Origin of the sequence: Roseibium alexandrii DFL-11, from assembly GCF_000158095.2 — a bacterium.
Lineage (GTDB): Bacteria > Pseudomonadota > Alphaproteobacteria > Rhizobiales > Stappiaceae > Roseibium > Roseibium alexandrii.
This window is the reverse complement of the sequence record NZ_CM011002.1, coordinates 3,635,052-3,652,189: the sequence shown is the minus strand read 5'-3', so window position 1 is coordinate 3,652,189 and position 17,138 is coordinate 3,635,052. Positions and strand designations below refer to the sequence as shown.

Sequence of the window (17,138 nt, the reverse complement as noted above, 5' to 3'; positions counted from 1 at the left end):
CCGCACGCGGGAAAATCCTTTTATGGCACTGAACACCAAAAAACCGCTGGACGGGATCCGGGTCCTTGATTTGACCCGGATCATCTCCGGCCCCTTTTGCACCCGTCTCCTTGCCGATTGCGGCGCGGAGGTCTTCAAGATCGAGCCGATGGGCGGAGAACACATGCGGGTCAAGGAGCCGCTGCGGGACGGAAAAAGCACGTATTTCGGCCATTTCAACGCCGGCAAAAAAAGCATTGAGATCGATTTCCGCTCGGAACGCGATCTGGAGGAAATCCGCAAACTTGCCGCGTCTTGTGATGTGGTGGTGGAGAATTTCCGGCCGGGCGTCGTGCAGGACCTTGGGCTCAACTACGCAACCCTGTCCGAAGGCCGCGAGGATCTGGTCTATTGCTCGATTTCCGGCTTCGGTCAGGAAGGTCCACGCTCCCGCCATCCGGCGTATGCCCCCATCCTGCATGCGCTGTCCGGACATGACCTTGCCGCGATGTCCTATGCCGAGGATGTCGACAAGCCCTTCCGAACCGGGATCTGGTACGCCGATTTGATTGGCGGCCTGTTTGCCTTCAGCGCGATCCAGACGGCCCTGATCGGGCAGCTCCGGCACGGGGCGGGGCAGTATATCGATGTTGCCTTGATGGACAGCATGATCAATCTGCTCGTCCTGGAAATGCAGGAAGTTCAGACGCCGAGTTCCTTTGACCGCTGGCTGGCAACACCGGTAAAGGCGTCGGATGGGCATGTGATCGCGGTCCCGATCACGGGCCGGATCTTTGAACGGCTTGCCGATCTCTTGGGTCACCCGGAATGGAAAGACGACACCCGTTTCAACACCCAGCTGGAACGCGAAAAGAACTGGCCGATCCTCATGTCGCTCGTTGAAGAGTGGACGCGGGCAAGGCCGGCCGCTGAAGTTGAAGCGGTCCTGATGGCAGCCGGCATTCCTTGTGCGCGGTATCAAACGGTCGCTGAGGCCATCACCGATGAACAGGTGACGGTGCGCCAATTGATGACTGATGTCGGCAATGGCCCAAGCGCTTTCAAGGTCGCCAATCTGCCATTTCAGTTTTCCGGAGCTCCTTTGCCGGTCGGTTCCCATGTTCCAGACGTTGGCGAACACACGGATGCCGTTCTTAGCGCAGCTGGCGCCTTGGCGGGCGCCAAGGTGCCAGCAATGAACGGGACCAACGACAACGCTGAAGAGGTCCGCCATGTCTGACACGGTTCTGTACAGCGGCGAACGCTCAACCCGGCGGTCGGACTGCGAAGGGCGCGCTCATCGCGCGGCCTCCGGTCTGCGGGACTATGGCATCAATCGCGGCGACAGCATTGCGCTGTTGTTGCGCAATGATTTTGCCTTTTTTGAAGCTGCGCGGGCGGCCACATTGCTCGGCGCAAGCCCGGTGGCGGTCAACTGGCATTTGGCTCCACCGGAAATTGATTATGTTCTGCAGGATTCCGGCGCAAAAGCGCTGATCGCGCATTCGGATCTCCTGCAGGGCTTGGGCGGTGTCATTCCAAAGAATATGCTTGTCCTTGAGGTGGACACCCCGCCGGAACTGCGCGTGGCCTACCGGCTCCCGTCCATGAATCGCGTTAAAACCGTTGAAACGGTACCCTGGGATCACTTCATTGAAACACACCCACCGCTGACACATCCGTGCCGGGACTTTACCGACACGATGACCTACACCTCCGGCACCACCGGAAAACCCAAGGGCGTGATCAAGCTGCCGCAGGAGCCGGGCCTGGCGAAAGAGTTTCTTGCGGTCCGCGACCGAATTTACGGGATCAAGCCCGGCATCAGGGCGCTCATCTGCGGCCCGCTCTATCATGGGGCGCCGAATTCCTTCGGGATGCGCACCTACGCAGTGGCCGACAAGGTGTTCCTGATGCCGCGTTTCGATGCGCGGGAATTCCTTGCGACAGTTGAGCGGGAGCGGATCACAACGGCCTTCATGGTCCCAACCATGTTTGCACGTCTCTTGAAACTCCCTCCGGAGATCCGGGATCTCCATGATGTCTCGTCGCTTCAGTATGTCGTGACAGCTGCCGCGCATTGTCCGCCGGAGGTTAAAACGGCGATGCAGGCGTGGTTCGGACCCGTTGTCCATGAGTTCTACGCGGGCACCGAGCAGAATTATGTGACCTACTGCACCCCGGAAGAGAGTCTCCGCAAGCCTGGCACGGTCGGCCGCGCGCTGGACGGCGTGACATTGCGGATCATGGACAGTGACCGCCAGGATGTGCCGGCCGGAACACCTGGGGAGATCGTCTCCCGCCTCGATACGGCTCCTGAATTCACTTACGCCAACAATGCGAAAGCGCGGACGGATCTCGATGTCGGTGGCCTCATTGCCACGGGCGATGTCGGGTATCTGGATGAAGACGGATACTTGTTCCTGTGCGACCGGTCAAAGGACATGGTGATTTCGGGCGGGGTCAACATCTATCCGGCAGAGATTGAAGCAGAACTTCATGCCATGCCGGGGGTCGCCGATTGCGCTGTCTTTGGCGTGCCGGATGCGGAGTACGGCGAAGCGCTGATGGCCATTGTGCAGCCCGAGCCGTCCAGTGATCTCACGGCAGATGAAATCACCACCCACCTGAAGAACCGGTTGGCCGGGTTCAAGGTGCCGCGCCGGATCGAATTCAAATCCCACCTGCCGCGCGATGACACCGGCAAGATCTACAAGCGCAAACTCCGAGATCCCTATTGGGAAGCCGCTCGGAAATTCCGAGAAAAGGCAGCCGGCTGAGCCGCGAATTTACACCCAATCAAAACAGCCGCCTTTTCAGCGGAACAGTGAAAGTATCGGAAATGGATTTTACCCTTTCAGAAGAACAGACCGCTCTCCAGGAAACCGTGCGCCGGTTTGCACAGAGTGAGCTGCCGGACATTGCCCGTGAGGTTGAGGAAAAAGATGAAGCGCCCGGACCGGATGTCATGCACCGGTTCGCCGAGCTCGGACTTTTGGGGGTCAACCTGCCGGAAGCCCATGGCGGCGGTGGTATGAGCCATTTCGAAGCGGTTCTGGTGCTGGAAGAGGTTGCCAAGGTCTCCATCGGCGTTGCTTTTCCGATCTTTGAATCCTGCTTCGGCCCGGCACTTGCGATCGCGAACTTCGCGCCCGAAGCCATGCGCCAGAAAATCCTGCCGAAGGTCTGTTCCGGCGACATGATCGTCGCAGTTTCCATGTCCGAGCCGGGCGCGGGATCAGCGCTGACCGATCTCACCACCAAGGCTCGGGTCGAGGGAGACAGGGTGATCGTCAACGGCCAAAAGCGCTGGTGTTCCGGCGCAGGCCACTCGGATGCCTATGTCGTCTATTGCCGTATGTCCGACGATCCCGGCGCGAAGGGCATCGGAGCTGTTCTGGTCGAAAAGGGGGCTGACGGTTTCACCTTCGGAAAACGGGAGCACCATATGGGCTTTCGAGGTGTGCACAGCGCAGACATGTATTTCGACGATGTCAGCGTTCCGGCCAAAAATATCATTGTTCCGGCCGGTGGGTTCCGGAAGCTCATGGAGGCGTTCGATCTGGAACGTTGCGGCAACACCACCATGAGCCTTGCCTGTGCCCAGTCGGCTTTCGACTACGTCCTGAGTTATGTTCAGGAGCGGGAGCAGTTCGGCAAACCGATCATCGATTTCCAGGCGGTTCAGCTTCAAATCGCCGACATGAAAATGAAACTGGATGCAGCGCGCCTGCTGCTCTACCGGGCGGTCGTGAAGGCCGAAAGCGGTCTGCCCTCGGTTGGGGAAAGCTCGATTGCCAAGTGTTTTGCCAACGAGATGACCCGTGAAGTGACCGGCAAGGCCATGCAGCTGATGGGCGGGTATGGGTATTCACGCGAATACCCGATGGAACAAAAGATGCGGGACAGCTGGGGCTGGGGCATTGCCGGCGGGTCCATCGACATCCAGAAAACCAACATTGCGAGCGCCCTTGTCGGCCGCCGGTTCAACCAGCGGGCCAAATAACAGGCAGCGCGCAATACGGTCCCCTCGACACTCCCTGCGCACATCACCGGAGTGTTTCTTGCCCGGACGTATGAACAGCGTCCGGGTCTTTTCTTGCAAAATGCCCATTCTGCCGGAATGAATGGGGCAGCAATCAGTTGATCTGGAGTGCCTTGCGATGAAGATCCGGCCCGCCGTCCCAGACGATGTATCGGCTGTCCGTGCCTGTGCGGACGAGGCCTATGCCCCCTATATCGCGGCAATCGGCCGGAAGCCGGCGCCCATGATTGCTGATTTTGAGGCGCAGATCGGCGCTGGGCAGGTTTATGTTGCAGAAGATGAGACCGGCAGTTTCCTGGGCTTCGTCGTCTATTTCCCGAGGGCCGACCACATGTTCCTGGAAAATGTCGCTGTTGTCTCGGCCGCAGCCGGTCGAGGCATCGGTAAGGCCCTTGTATCCCACTGCGAGGCGGAAGCCCGTTCGCTCGGTCTTTCCGCCATCCGCCTTTACACAAACGAAAAGATGACGGCCAATCTCCGCATCTATCCAAAGCTCGGCTACACGGAGACCGGCCGCCGAACCGAAGACGGATTCAACCGCGTCTATTTTGAGAAGTCTCTATTCTAGAGCCTTTAGCATTAAATCGTCCGCCGTCCCGGCCTTGTGCCGGGACCAAATACACTCAGGCCCCGGCGGAAGGCCGGGGCAGCGCCTTTTGTTGATCAGAACATCAGGCTCGGCAGGCCGAGTGACAGGATCGGGAAGGCCAGTAGTGCCAATAGGACAACAATGTCCAGCACCAGGAACTTCATGATCCCGAAGAAGATCGTGTGAACCTGTATCTCCCGTCCAACCACCGAATTGATGACGAAGACATTGAGGCCGACCGGCGGTGTGATCAGGCCGATTTCCAGCAGTTTGACGACGATGACACCAAACCAGATGAGATCAAATCCCATGCCTTCGATGAGCGGGACCGTGAAGGGCAGGGTCAAAAGCATGGTGCCGATCGGATCCAGGAACATGCCCATCACCAGGTAAATCGCGACGATGCACAACAGGATCATCCAGGTTTCCAGGCCCGAAGACGATACGATATCGACCAGGCCGCCTGTCACCCCGGTCAGGGAGACGAAGGAGACGAAGATCTTGGCGCCGACCGCAATGAAGAACAGAGATCCGGTCTGATAGGCGGTTTCGCGCATCGACAGGACGAAATCCGCCCACCGCAACCGGCCTGAAATTGTTCCGTAGATCAACACGAATGACAGACTGACGGCAGCTGCTTCCGTGGCGGTGAAGATGCCGCCATAGATCCCGCCAATGATGATGATCATCAGCGTGGCGGCCGGCCAGGCTTTGATCGCGGCCGTAAACCGGTCGTCTCCAGAAATTGCGCCTTCGGGGACGGGGGCCGCTTCCGGCCGGAGTTTGACCCAGACCAGCACGGTGATGATGAACCCGGCAAGACTCAAGAGGCCTGGCACCACACCGGCCATGAACAGCCGGCTGATCGATGTCTCGGTGAATGTGCCGTATAGGATAAACAGAACGCTCGGCGGGATGAGTGCGCCAAGTGTGCCGCCCGCAGCGACGCTCGCGCTTGCCAGTTGCTTGTCGTAGCCATAGCGCAGCATTTCCGGAACGCAAATCCGGCCCATCGACGAGGCACAAGCAACGCTGGATCCCGTGATTGCGGAAAAGCCGCCGCAGCCGATCAGCGACGCAACGGCCAAACCGCCGGGGAGGCGGGACATCCAAACCCGGACCGCGTCGTAAATATCCGTTGTAATGCGGGTGTGATAGGCGATGTGACCAGCTGCGATGAACAGCGGCACCATCGACAGGGAATAGGAGTGAATGAACTCAAAGGCGTTGGATTCAATCAGCGCCATTGCCGGGCGCAGGCCACGGCCGAGATTGAACTCAGAGCCTGGGCGCCAAGCATATGTGACCAAAGCGCAGATGGAAGAAACGCTGACCAGCGTAAATCCAATTGGAACGCGCAAGATGAGCAGTGTGAGCGCTGTCACAAAGCCGAAGATACCAATTGTTGAGGGGTCCACTAGAGTGTCTCTCGTTCGAGTTGATTTGTGAACGAGGTGGCTGCCGGCTGGAGATCAGGCAGCCTCCTCCCAGCTTGGATCGTGTGTCTTGTTGGAGTTTCCCCCGCCGCCGGAGCTGATTGCGGTCCAGACGTCTTGAATGAACAAGACAGTTAGGCGGATGAAGAACAAGGCATAGCCTGCAAAGAATGCGACCCGTCCCGGCCACTCGGGGACTTCCAGAATGCCGAAGAAATAGTTGCCGCTTTCGATCGCGTGGATCATGGCAAGATATCCGGCATAAGTGATTGGGATCACCGCGCACAGTCCGATTATGGCCGCGAGCACGTTGAGCCAGACTTGGGCAGCTTTTGGCAGCAGGTCCGTTATGACTTCAACGGCAATGAAGCCGCGATCGGCCGCCACATAGGCCAATGGCAGGATCAAGGCGCCGATCATCAGGTCTCCGACAATCACGACTTCATCCGGGATCTGCATCCCGACAAAGGTGCGCAGGACGATGCCGAGCGTGATGTAAACACACATGCTCAAAATGGCGACAGCGGCAATTGCTATGAACGCTGTTTCCAGCCCCGCCAGAAGTCTTAAGGGGGAGGAGAACCGGCCCCGCCCGCTGCCAGGCGGGACCGGTTTGCCGGGCGTCACCGTGCCCATGGATAGCCTTTGGTGTTCAGCTCATCCGCATACTTGTCGACGAGAACGGCATACTGATCCCAGATCGCCTGGCCGTCATATCCCCGTTCGGTCATGTCGGAGATCCATTCCTGGACATACTTGTCCGTCATGGCGAGCAACTTCGCGCGCTCAGCGTCGTCAAGCGCAACCACAGGCACCTGACGGCCGATTTCGCCGCTCGCAAGCCCGGCTTTCACGTCGTTGATGGTCTCGATCTGAATGCGGGCGAACTCGTCGATCATCTGGGATCCGGCGGTCATGATCGCGTTCTGATACTCCGCAGGAAGGTCTTCCCAGACATCCTTGTTCATGACCAGGGCAAAGCCGCCGACCTGGCCCCAGTTTGCCTCGGTGATGTGATCGACGATCTCATAATGCCGGAACGCGCGGTTCGTGTAGTAGTAACCGGCAGCACAGTCGACCAGACCGGAATCAAGTGCCTGATAGACTTTGTCAAAGGTCATGTTGACGACATTGGCGCCAAGCTCATTGAGCGCCTTGCCGACCGTTCCGGTTGCCCGAACCGTGAGTCCCTTGAAGTCGTCAGCCGTTTCGATCGTGTGATCGCCGGTGCACTCAAACTGGGTGCCGGTAGAGGTGAAATTGCTGAGGAAGACAACGTTTTCCTTGGCCAGGAAGTCCTTGAGCTGTTCGTTCGTTGTCATCAGCTCGTGCATTGCCCGGAGGCCGACCCAGGTGTCAGACGACGAAATGGGCAGATCCCCGATTGCAAGGCCTTGAAGCTGCTTGGGCGAATAAGGGGCAATGACGGTTCCCATGTCGGCCGCGCCAGCGGCAACTCCGTTCAGCACGGCTGACCATTTCAGGAGCGCGCCGCCCCAATGCACGTCGAAGGTTAGCCGGCCTTCTGTCATGCGGCTCGCTTCATCCAGGAAATACTGCAAGGCTTTGGCTCTGGCGCCCCGGTTTGGGCCCGCTTCGGAATAGCGCAGCATGGTTTCAGCGGATGCCACGCCTGCCATGGCGATGGTCAAGCCCAGACCCAAAAGGGCCGACTTTATGGAAATCATGTTTATCTCCTCCCGTGTTCGGACCGGGCCAAACAGGTGCCGATCCATGCGGCCTGCGTGTGTTCGCCGCGTTTCGCTCCCTCACAACTCAATACATTTGGTCTATTATTATAAGTATACGAATTATACGCATATTATATAATTGCGCAAGCACATCTCCAGTCCGCCCGTGCGCCTCGGTTCAGCGTGTTGTGTTAGATTGCGCTGCTGTTCCTCAAAACCGGCGCGTCTTCGCCAGTCACTCCCCAGTCCTGCAGCACTGACTCGTTATGTTCGCCTATGAGCGGCGGCCTGGACGGCAACGTGGCTTTGGCATTCTGAAAACGCGGGGCAGGGGCCGGTTGAACGATGCCGTCACGTTCCACGAAGGTCTCCCGCGCCGCATTGTGTGCATGAGCCGGAGCTTCTTCCAGGTCCAGAATTGGCGCGAAACAGATGTCTGTTCCTTCAAACAGCTGACACCAATGATCGCGTGGATGTGCGCCGATGATGCTTTCAAACCAGCGGCGGATGTCCGGCCATTGGCGGGTGTCATGGCGGTCGCCGATGTCCGCTTCGTCAAGCTTCAGCAAATGCAGGAACAGCTGCCAGAACTTTTCCTCGATCGGTGCGATCGATACCCACTTGCCGTCGGAACATTTGTACACGCCGTAATAGGGCGCTGTTCCGTCCAAGCGATTGCTGGCCCGTTGGTTCTGCCAACGGTTGTTGGCGAGCCACATGTAAACCGGAGCCATCAAAGCCGCAGTTCCGTCTGATATCGCGGCATCAATCACATCGCCTTCGCCGGTGTTTAGGGCGCGCATTAAGGCGCACACAATGCCAAAGGCGAGGAACATGCCGCCGCCGCCATAATCTCCGAGAAGATTGAGTGGTGGCACCGGATCGCGCCCGTCTTCACCGAAGGACCAAAGGGCCCCGGACAGCGAGATGTAATTCATGTCGTGACCGGCCGCATGCGCCAAAGGGCCGGTTTGGCCCCAGCCGGTCATGCGGGCGTAAACCAGCGCCGGGTTGCGGCCAAGACATACGTCCGGACCAAGACCGAGCCGCTCCATAACACCGGGGCGAAAACCTTCGACAACGGCGTCCGCTTTTTCGATCAGCTTGAGCGCGGTTTCAACGGCGGCAGGATCCTTCAGATCAAGCGTGATGGATTTTCGGCCACGGGCAACACTGTTTTTCCATTGTTCGTCAATGCCTTCAATGTCCGAAGCCCCGGTTGGTTCCCGGTCGATCCGCAGGATCTCGGCCCCCATATCGGCAAGCATCATGCAGCCGTAAGGGCCAGGCCCAATACCGGCAAACTCAACAATCTTCACACCGTGAAGTGGCCCCATCCCCAGTCCTCCCAGATTTTGTTATCGCCGCGCTCAGCCGGCATCTTTGTTCAGTGTCTCAAGCAGGTTCTGCCGGACCGCTTGCAGGTTGGACAGCAAAACGTGAATGCTGGTTTCCGGCAAGCCCTTGAAGGATGCTCCGTCAACTTCCGTGCTGCATGCGTCCATGATTTTTTCCAAAGGCCGGGCCTCGTCCGTGAGGCAAACCCGCTTCGCGCGCCGGTCGACCGGATCGGCCCGGCGTTCAACCAGACCGCGTGCTTCCAATCGGTCGACAAGACCACCCACCGTCACTGTGCCGACATCCATGCGGCGCGCGATGTCCGACTGGGTCAGCTTGTCTTCGGCAAGCAGGTGCAAAAGCACGCGTGCCTGGGACATGGTCAGCCCATAGGGAGCGATGAGGCGATCGAAAAGAAGGCCACGAAACCGGGCAATGTCCTGAAAGATCGATTTGCAGGCCGCGAGCGTTGCATCCATTTCGCGTCCTCCCTCTTTGTTATCCCAGTTCGACGCATCCATTGTTCAAAACCACCGTATCGCGCTCCAGCACCTTGGACCGGAATGAGACAACGCCGCCATCCCGCCACATCTCGGTCCGGATGGTCTCGCCTGGATAGACCGGACTTGAGAACCGCAATTTCAGGGATTTCAGCCGGGTCGTGTCATATTCGCAAAAGCTGCGCAGAACCGCATGTCCGGCGATCCCCAAAGTACAAAGACCATGGAGGATCGGCGCTTTGAAACCGGCTGCCGCGGCCACCTTCGGGTCAGCATGCAGAGGGTTGGGGTCGCCGGACAAGCGGTAAAGCAGCGCTGCATGCGGCCTTGTGGGGAGATCGCACACAGCGCAAGGGTCGCGCTCGGGTAATTCGTGCGGCTGCGGCTGCGGGCCGGTTGCTCCGCCGAAACCTCCATCCCCGCGCGCAAAGGTGGTCGACGACAAGGTGGCGAGCTTATCGCCGGTGGCTTTGTCGACGAGATCACGTTCGGAATAAATAAGCGCGCCCTTGTCAGCCCCCTTGTCGAGAACGCGGGCGATGCGGGTGCGTGCTGTGACAGTCGCCGATTTTGGCAGAGGCTTGTGCCAGCGAATGCCTTGTTCCCCATGCAGGATCTTGCGCCAGTCGATGCCAGTCTCGGGATCGCGCAGCCAAAAACCTGGCCCGGCCAGTACAACGGCCATTGTCGGAACAGCCTTGAAATCGGCTTCCTCGAAAACGAAGGGCAGTTGCCCCTCGTCGACCGGGTCATGGCCATATCCGACGCCAAGGGCATAGATGATGCTGTCCTTTATTGAATAGGTTTGTTCAACCTTTTCGAAGGGCCAGTCCATCAGCTTGTCATAGTCGATGGCCATCAGACCGGATCCCAGCAGAACACGTCGGCCGAGCGCTCAAGAGGCACAAGTGTGCTGGAAAAAGCCGGGAATGCGTGTTCGAGAATGGATTCCGGCGTCCAGCCGTCAGGACGCGCCATGGACCGGACCGGCCGCGGTTGGCTGAGCAGCATGACCTCACTGCCCCGAGAAACAAACACCTGGCCGCTAACGTTCTGGGCGGCATCGGAGGCAAGAGCTGCAACCAGCGGCGCGACCTTTGCCGGGGTCATGCTCTTCAGGCGCTCAACCCGAATGCGCTCTTCTTCGGACTTGATCGGGATCGTGCCGATAAGACGGCTCCAGGCAAATGGTCCGATCGCATTGGACGTGACATTGTAACGCGCCATATCGAGGGCGACGGAACGCGACAGACCGACCATCCCGAGTTTCGCCGCCGCATAGTTGGCCTGACCGAAGTTGCCGATCAATCCGGACGTGGATGTCATGTGAATCATGCGGCCGGATTGCTGCTCCCGGAACACGGTCGCGGCGGCGCGGCTCACATTGTAGGCGCCTTTCAAGTGGACGGCGATCACCTGATCCCACTCGTCTTCCGTCATCTTGTGAAAGATCGCGTCCCGGACAATGCCGGCATTGTTGACCACGATGTCGAGCTTGCCGAAGTTTTCGATTGCCTGGTCAACCATACCTTGGGCTGCTGCCGAGTCGGTGACGCTGTCGAAGTTGGCAACTGCGTTTCCGCCAGCGGCCTTAATTTCGTTGACGACTTCTGTTGCGGGGAGTGCGTCCTCGCCCTCGCCGCCGCCGGTCCCGCCGAGGTCGTTGACCACAACGCTAGCGCCTTTCTGAGCCATCAAGAGAGCTATCTCCCGGCCGACACCGCGGCCCGCGCCGGTGACAATTGCGACTTTTCCATCCAGCAAAGCTTTGTCAGACATTCCCATCCCTCAGTATTTGGCCTCAGTATTCGGGCAGTTTCGACACGCAATGTGCCGAACTGCTAAATTTGTATCGCAAAATAATAATACGCTTGCGAATAATAATCAACACATATAATATCCAGCCTAGAGTTGATGCATTGACCAGTGCTGTCTGGGATGACGGCGATGGCTGGAGCCGCAAGAGTGGGAGAGGTCATGACCCTTGCCGAGACATCGGAGCCAATAGGGGAGTTCAACAAGCATGTCGGGTTCGAGCTGACCGAATGGCAGCGCAATCATGCGTGTGTCGAAGTCGAGATCGACAGCTATCACACCAACGTAATGGGCGTGACCCATGGCGGTGTTCTGGTGAGCGCACTCGATTTCGCGTGTGGCATGGCCGGGTGCTATCGCCCGCCTCCCGAACCACGCTTTTATTGCATGACACTGACATTAAACACGAATTTCATCGCCCCGATGCGCAAGGGGTTGTTGCGGGCACATGGCCGCAAGATCGGTGGGGGCCGATCTGTGTTTTTTGCAGAAGGAGAAATTGCGCTGCCTGACGGCACCTTGATCGCCACCGCATCCGGGGCATTCAAGCTGTTTGACAGGAAGCCGAAAGCATAAGCGCTGAACGGCGCACGAGGAGGAACGATATGGACTTGGGAATTCTGGCCTTCGGCGGTTACTTGCCGCAAAGCCGGTTGCAACGTGCTGAAATCAGCAAGATGCACGGCTGGTACAATCCCGGCTTGAAGGGATTGGCAAAAGGCGAGCGAACGATCGCTAGCTGGGACGAAGATGCGATCACCATGGCAGTGGAAGCGGCCCGGGATTGCTTGACCGGGCTGGATCGCTCCGAGATCTCCGCGGTTTTCATGGCATCCACCAGCTTTCCTTTTGACGACCGGCAAAATGCCGGTGTGGTTGCCGAAGCATTGAACCTCAAAAGCCAGTTGATGACCCTCGATCTGGCAGCATCCCAGCGCGCGGGCAGTTCCGGGTTGTCGGTCGCCTTGCAAGCGGCTTCCGGCGCCGAAGAACCAATTCTTTTTGCCGCATCCGAACAACGCAAGACCAAGGCCGCCAGCCCGCAAGAAATGACCTATGGCGACGGCGCCGCGGCGGTTCTTGTGGGCAAAGGCGATGTGGTCGCGAAATTCATCGGGGCGCACACTGTATCTGCCGACTTTGTCGACCATTTCCGGGGGGCTGGCCACGCGTATGACTATGCCTGGGAAGAGCGCTGGCTGCGCGATGAAGGCTATTTGAAAATCGTTCCGGAGGCGATCACCGCAGTCCTTGAAAAAACGGGTACTGCGGCAAGCGATGTCACGACGTTCTGCTTCCCGGCCGCCATGAAGCGGGTCGCCAGCATGCTCGCCATGAAGGCGGGGTTTGCGGACGAGGCGGTTGCCGACAATCTCCAAGCCACTTGCGGGGAAGCGGGGGCCGCCCATCCTGTCATTATGCTGGTCCACGCTTTGGAAACCGCCAGCCCCGGAGATAAAATCCTTGTCACCGGCTTTGGCCAAGGCTGCGATGCTTTGATCTTCGAAGTGACGGACGCCATCGAAAAGCTTGCACCGAGAACCGCTGTTTCCGGCCATCTGGCCCGCCGCCGGGCGGACACAAACTACGCTCGCTTTCTCACCGTCAATGGCCTGGTCACGGTGGAAGAGGGCATAAGGGCGGAGGTCGACAAACAAACCGGCCTCTCCACCCACTATCGAAACCGGGACATGGCTCAGCGCATGATCGGAGGGTGCTGCAGTGAATGCGGCACGCTGCAGTTCCCCAAAAGCAATGTTTGCGTCAATCCAAATTGCGGCGCTATCGGCGCGCAGGAAGACAACGCGTTTGCCGACAAGAAGGCCCGGCTGAATTCCTTCACGGCCGACCGGCTGACCTTCTCTCCGGACCCGCCCGCCTATTACGGCATGATCCAGTTCGAGGACGGCGGCCGGTTGATGGCCGATTTCACCGACGTTGACCCGGATCAGGAACTGGCGGTCGGCATGCCCATGAAGCTGATGTTCCGGGTGAAGGACTACGACAGAAACCGTGGCTTCCGCCGGTACTTCTGGAAGGCAACGCCAGACAATGATGATCAGGCCAGCGCGCCAGCTGAAGCGGCCGAATAGGGAGGAAAGAACATGGCATCTGGAATTAGAGACAAGGTCGCCATTCTCGGCATGGGCTGTTCGCAGTTTGGCGAGCGCTGGAGCGACAATGCCGAAGATCTGATGATCGAAGCGTTCACTGAAGCCCTCGGCGACGCGGGTATTGAGAAAAATCAGATCGATGCCGCGTGGCTCGGCACGGCCATTGAGGAGCAGCATGTCGGCAAGTCAGCTGTGCCCCTGTCGATGGCGCTGCGTTTGCCGAATATTCCGGTCACGCGCGTTGAAAACTACTGCGCCTCTGGTTCGGAAGCCTTCCGGGGCGCCGTTTATGCAGTCGCAGCCGGGGCGGCCGACATCGCGCTGGCGTTGGGCGTTGAAAAGCTGAAGGACACAGGCTACGGCGGCCTGCCTCAGCGCAACCGTGGCTCGGTGAATGATCTCTTCTGGGCGAACGTTTCCGCGCCTGGATCCTTCGCACAACTCGCGTCCGCGTATAGGGCCAAGCATGGCATTGACGCCGGTGATCTGAAACGCGCGATGGCGCATATCTCCGTCAAAAGCCACGACAACGGCGCGCGCAATCCCAAAGCCCATCTGCGCAACCGGATCGACGAAGACAAGGTGCTTAACGCTCCGATGATTGCCGAGCCGCTTGGCCTGTTCGATTGCTGCGGGGTGTCTGACGGGTCCGCCTGCGCCATTGTGACCACACCGGAAATCGCCAAGTCTCTCGGCAAACATGATCTGATTACCGTGAAAGCCTTGCAGCTGGCCGCCTCCAACGGACTGGAAGCGCAGCACAATTCCTGGGATGGCAGCCACTTTGTGACGACGCGCAAATGTGCCGAACGGGCTTACAAGGAAGCCGGCATCACCAATCCGCGCGAGCAGATCAGCCTCTTTGAGGTGCATGACTGTTTTTCGATCACCGAGCTGGTGACCATGGAAGACCTTTTCATCTCGCCAGAAGGCGGTGCCGTGAAGGATATCATGGATGGCTTTTATGATGCCGACGGCAAGGTCCCCTGCCAGATCGATGGAGGGTTGAAGTGTTTTGGCCACCCGATTGGCGCTTCTGGTCTCCGGATGATCTACGAGATGTATCTGCAGCTTCAGGGCCGCGCGGGTGAACGCCAGCGGACGGAAGAACCCGTTTTCGGCATGACACACAATCTGGGCGGTTTCCCGCATCAGAACGTCTGTTCTTTGGCGATCGTCGGAAAGATGGGGGCATAAACGCCGCCATCGCGATGGCAGGGCCCGGTGACTGATACCTGGCCGGGCCTTGTCACAGCTAAGCGGCAGGAGGAGCCGCCTGTAAAAGCATCCTGGGGAGGAGCAATGAGCGATTTACTTGTAAAGCGGGACAGCGGCGTGCTGAGCCTGACCCTCAACCGTCCGGACCGGTTGAATGCGCTGTCGACGGACATGCGCGAGGGCATGTTGTCGGAGCTTCTTTCAGAGCTTCATGCTCCGAGCGTACGCGCTGTTTTGATCACCGGTGCTGGCCGCGGGTTTTGCAGCGGTGCCGATCTCGATCTTGAGACGATCCTGGCGCGCCGCCAGCATATCGAGACGCAAATCCTTGGTGGGATCAACCGGGTGGTTCAGGCCTTGCGGGACTTGCCGGTTCCGGTCATTGCCGCCGTCAATGGCCCAGCTGCCGGTGCCGGTTTTTCCATTGTCCTCGCGTCCGACATCGTCATTGCAGCTCAATCCGCAAAGTTTCACCTGTCTTTCGCCCGGATCGGCGCAGTCCTGGACGGCGGGGCCTCCTCGCTTCTGACGCACCGGATCGGCGCATCGCGTACCACGGCGCTGGCGATGCTTGGCGGATCGATGGAGGCAGAAACTGCCAAGGATTGGGGCCTTGTTCACGAGGTCACGGAAGATGACAGCGTCCTGGACACTGCAACTGCGCTGGCACAGCGCCTCGGGTCTGGTCCAACGGTTGCCCTCGGCCTGATCAAGCGCGAAATCGCAGCCGCGCAATCGGCGTCCCTTGATGAGTCCTTGCGCCTGGAAGCAGCCTGTCAAAGCAAGGCCTTCAACACCCAGGACTTCGAAGAAGGCGTTCGTGCCTTCGGTGAAAGCCGCAAGCCCAATTTTCTGGGCCACTAAACGGGAAGAGTACCGAGTTCATGCCAAAGACATTGATTTGCGGGCCGCGGTCCATGGACCATGCCGACATCAGGATCCTGGCGCGCCGGGCGGCAAGTGGTTTCCTGAAAGCCGGCGTCACGGAAGGCGGGACAGTCGCCACCATGATGCGCAATGATTTTCCGCTGGTGACGATGGACCTTGCGGCCGCTCTTGTGAAAGCGGCCGCAGTCCCTGTCAATTGGCGGTTCACGGCCGAAGAAGCCGCCTACATCCTGAAAGACTGCAAGGCCAGGGTCTTTGTCATTCATGCGGATCTCTGGAGCCAGATTGGCTCGGATCTCCCGGCCGATGTCATTGAACAGCTTCAGATTATCATCGTGCCGACCCCGCCCGACATTGCAGAGAGCTATGGACTTTCAGTAGATGCTTGTGCTGTGCCGGATGGTTACCTGGTCTGGGAAGACTGGCTTGCAGAACAGTCTGTCTGGGTTGGACCGGATGCCCATGGACAGGCCGCGATGATCTACACCTCCGGGACCACCGGCCATCCAAAAGGTGTCCGCCGGCTGAGCAACCCGACTTTGGTCAGCACCGGGTACAACAAGATTTTCTCTGAAGACTGCCGGACGCTGATGGTGGCTCCGATGTATCACTCGGCCCCGAACCGGTTTGCGATGCTGACGGTCGATGTCGGCGGCGATCTGGTTCTTGTTCCGCGGTTCGATCCGGAAAAGATCCTTCAGATCATTGAGGAGCATCAAATCACCACGGCCTTCATGGTGCCGACCATGTTTATCCGGCTCTTGAAACTTCCTGCTGCGGTGCGCCGGCAATATGACACATCCTCCCTGCGGCACATCGTTGCCGCCGGCGCACCGTTCCCCCCGGATATCAAACGCGCGATGATCGACTGGTGGGGACCTGTGATCTTTGAGTATTACGGTGGCACGGAAACCGGCGCAGTGACATTGTGTTCCAGCGAAGAGGCGCTCCATAAGCCGGGCACGGTGGGCCGTGCCGTTGAGGATGCAAGCATCAAGATCTTTGCCGAAGATGGCTCGGAATGCCCGCCGAATGTGCCAGGCGAAATTTATTGCCGCCTGCATTCCTTTCCCGACTTTATCTACGAGGGCCGGCCGGAGGACCGGGCAGTTGTAGAACGTGACGGGCTCTTCACCGTTGGCGACATTGGCTACCTCGATGAAGATGGCTATCTGTTCATCTCCGACCGCAAGCGCGACATGATCATCTCCGGCGGTGTCAACATCTATCCAGCGGAAATCGAGGCGGCCATGTTCGGTCATGACCAGGTGCATGATTGCGCTGTCTTTGGAATCCCCGATCCTGAGCTTGGCGAAGCCATTGCCGTTGCCATTCAGCCGGAACCCGACACCACCATCGATACCGGTCAATTGCAGGACTACCTCCGGTCACGGATTGCCAGCTACATGATCCCCCGTAAGATCCTGATCAAGGACAGCTTGCCACGGGATGACAACGGCAAGATTTTCAAGCGCAAGCTGCGCGATGCTTTTTGGGCCGATGCCGGCCGGCGGATTTGAGTGAG

At 58.8% G+C, this 17,138-nt stretch carries 16 protein-coding genes; 9 read left to right on the top strand and 7 right to left on the bottom strand.

Annotated elements, in window-relative coordinates:
* The first annotated feature begins 22 nt into the window (after positions 1-22).
* The 4 genes from SADFL11_RS16750 (at position 23) to SADFL11_RS16735 (ending at position 4,592) form a co-directional block, all read left to right on the top strand.
* A complete protein-coding gene (locus SADFL11_RS16750) occupies positions 23-1,219 on the top strand; it encodes a CaiB/BaiF CoA transferase family protein (protein ID WP_008194821.1) in 1,197 nt (398 codons plus the stop codon).
* A complete protein-coding gene (locus SADFL11_RS16745) occupies positions 1,212-2,759 on the top strand; it encodes an acyl-CoA synthetase (protein WP_008191875.1) in 1,548 nt (515 codons plus the stop codon). The genes SADFL11_RS16750 and SADFL11_RS16745 overlap by 8 nt, the downstream gene beginning before the upstream one ends.
* Before the next feature lie 62 nt (positions 2,760-2,821).
* The gene (locus tag SADFL11_RS16740; protein WP_040451233.1) at positions 2,822-3,985 is read left to right on the top strand and encodes an acyl-CoA dehydrogenase family protein; all 1,164 of its coding nucleotides are present in this window, start codon (positions 2,822-2,824) and stop codon (positions 3,983-3,985) included.
* A gap of 121 nt (positions 3,986-4,106) precedes the next feature.
* The gene (locus SADFL11_RS16735; RefSeq protein WP_008189266.1) at positions 4,107-4,592 is read left to right on the top strand and encodes a GNAT family N-acetyltransferase; all 486 of its coding nucleotides are present in this window, start codon (positions 4,107-4,109) and stop codon (positions 4,590-4,592) included.
* A 95-nt stretch (positions 4,593-4,687) separates the two neighbouring features.
* Here SADFL11_RS16735 and SADFL11_RS16730 read toward each other — a convergent pair whose 3' ends face one another.
* The 7 genes from SADFL11_RS16730 to SADFL11_RS16700 all read right to left on the bottom strand — a co-directional run bounded on the left by SADFL11_RS16730 (position 4,688) and on the right by SADFL11_RS16700 (position 11,357).
* Entirely contained in the window at positions 4,688-6,031 is a 1,344-nt protein-coding gene (locus tag SADFL11_RS16730; protein ID WP_008195839.1) for a TRAP transporter large permease, read from the bottom strand.
* 54 nt (positions 6,032-6,085) lie between these two features.
* Positions 6,086-6,685 (bottom strand): TRAP transporter small permease, encoded by a 600-nt coding sequence (locus tag SADFL11_RS16725; RefSeq protein ID WP_050776020.1) that lies wholly within the window; start codon positions 6,683-6,685, stop codon positions 6,086-6,088.
* The gene (locus SADFL11_RS16720; protein ID WP_209002636.1) at positions 6,673-7,737 is read right to left on the bottom strand and encodes a C4-dicarboxylate TRAP transporter substrate-binding protein; all 1,065 of its coding nucleotides are present in this window, start codon (positions 7,735-7,737) and stop codon (positions 6,673-6,675) included. Before SADFL11_RS16720 ends, SADFL11_RS16725 begins: the two co-directional genes overlap by 13 nt.
* A 194-nt stretch (positions 7,738-7,931) precedes the next feature.
* On the bottom strand, positions 7,932-9,077 hold the full coding sequence (locus SADFL11_RS16715) for a CaiB/BaiF CoA transferase family protein (RefSeq protein WP_040451234.1): 1,146 nt from the start codon (positions 9,075-9,077) through the stop codon (positions 7,932-7,934).
* Positions 9,078-9,110: 33 nt separating this feature from the next.
* Positions 9,111-9,557, bottom strand: a complete 447-nt coding sequence (locus SADFL11_RS16710) for a MarR family winged helix-turn-helix transcriptional regulator (RefSeq protein WP_040452704.1) — start codon at positions 9,555-9,557, stop codon at positions 9,111-9,113.
* A gap of 19 nt (positions 9,558-9,576) precedes the next feature.
* Positions 9,577-10,437 carry a MaoC/PaaZ C-terminal domain-containing protein gene (locus SADFL11_RS16705; protein WP_008195576.1) on the bottom strand — a complete coding sequence of 287 codons (861 nt, stop codon included), beginning with the start codon at positions 10,435-10,437 and terminating at the stop codon, positions 9,577-9,579.
* Positions 10,437-11,357: an SDR family NAD(P)-dependent oxidoreductase gene (locus tag SADFL11_RS16700; RefSeq protein WP_134853067.1), complete on the bottom strand. Its 921-nt coding sequence runs from the start codon at positions 11,355-11,357 to the stop codon at positions 10,437-10,439. The genes SADFL11_RS16705 and SADFL11_RS16700 overlap by 1 nt, the downstream gene beginning before the upstream one ends.
* A gap of 198 nt (positions 11,358-11,555) precedes the next feature.
* Here SADFL11_RS16700 and SADFL11_RS16695 point away from each other — a divergent pair, with 198 nt between their 5' ends.
* The 5 genes from SADFL11_RS16695 to SADFL11_RS16675 all read left to right on the top strand — a co-directional run bounded on the left by SADFL11_RS16695 (position 11,556) and on the right by SADFL11_RS16675 (position 17,133).
* Entirely contained in the window at positions 11,556-11,969 is a 414-nt protein-coding gene (locus SADFL11_RS16695) for a PaaI family thioesterase (RefSeq protein ID WP_040452706.1), read from the top strand.
* Positions 11,970-11,998: 29 nt separating this feature from the next.
* Positions 11,999-13,486, top strand: a complete 1,488-nt coding sequence (locus SADFL11_RS16690) for a hydroxymethylglutaryl-CoA synthase family protein (protein ID WP_008193102.1) — start codon at positions 11,999-12,001, stop codon at positions 13,484-13,486.
* A 12-nt stretch (positions 13,487-13,498) separates the two neighbouring features.
* On the top strand, positions 13,499-14,704 hold the full coding sequence (locus tag SADFL11_RS16685; protein WP_008192857.1) for an acetyl-CoA acetyltransferase: 1,206 nt from the start codon (positions 13,499-13,501) through the stop codon (positions 14,702-14,704).
* 105 nt (positions 14,705-14,809) lie between these two features.
* Positions 14,810-15,589 carry an enoyl-CoA hydratase-related protein gene (locus tag SADFL11_RS16680; RefSeq protein ID WP_008193106.1) on the top strand — a complete coding sequence of 260 codons (780 nt, stop codon included), beginning with the start codon at positions 14,810-14,812 and terminating at the stop codon, positions 15,587-15,589.
* A 20-nt stretch (positions 15,590-15,609) separates the two neighbouring features.
* The gene (locus SADFL11_RS16675) at positions 15,610-17,133 is read left to right on the top strand and encodes an AMP-binding protein (protein WP_008188698.1); all 1,524 of its coding nucleotides are present in this window, start codon (positions 15,610-15,612) and stop codon (positions 17,131-17,133) included.
* Positions 17,134-17,138 lie beyond the last annotated feature (5 nt).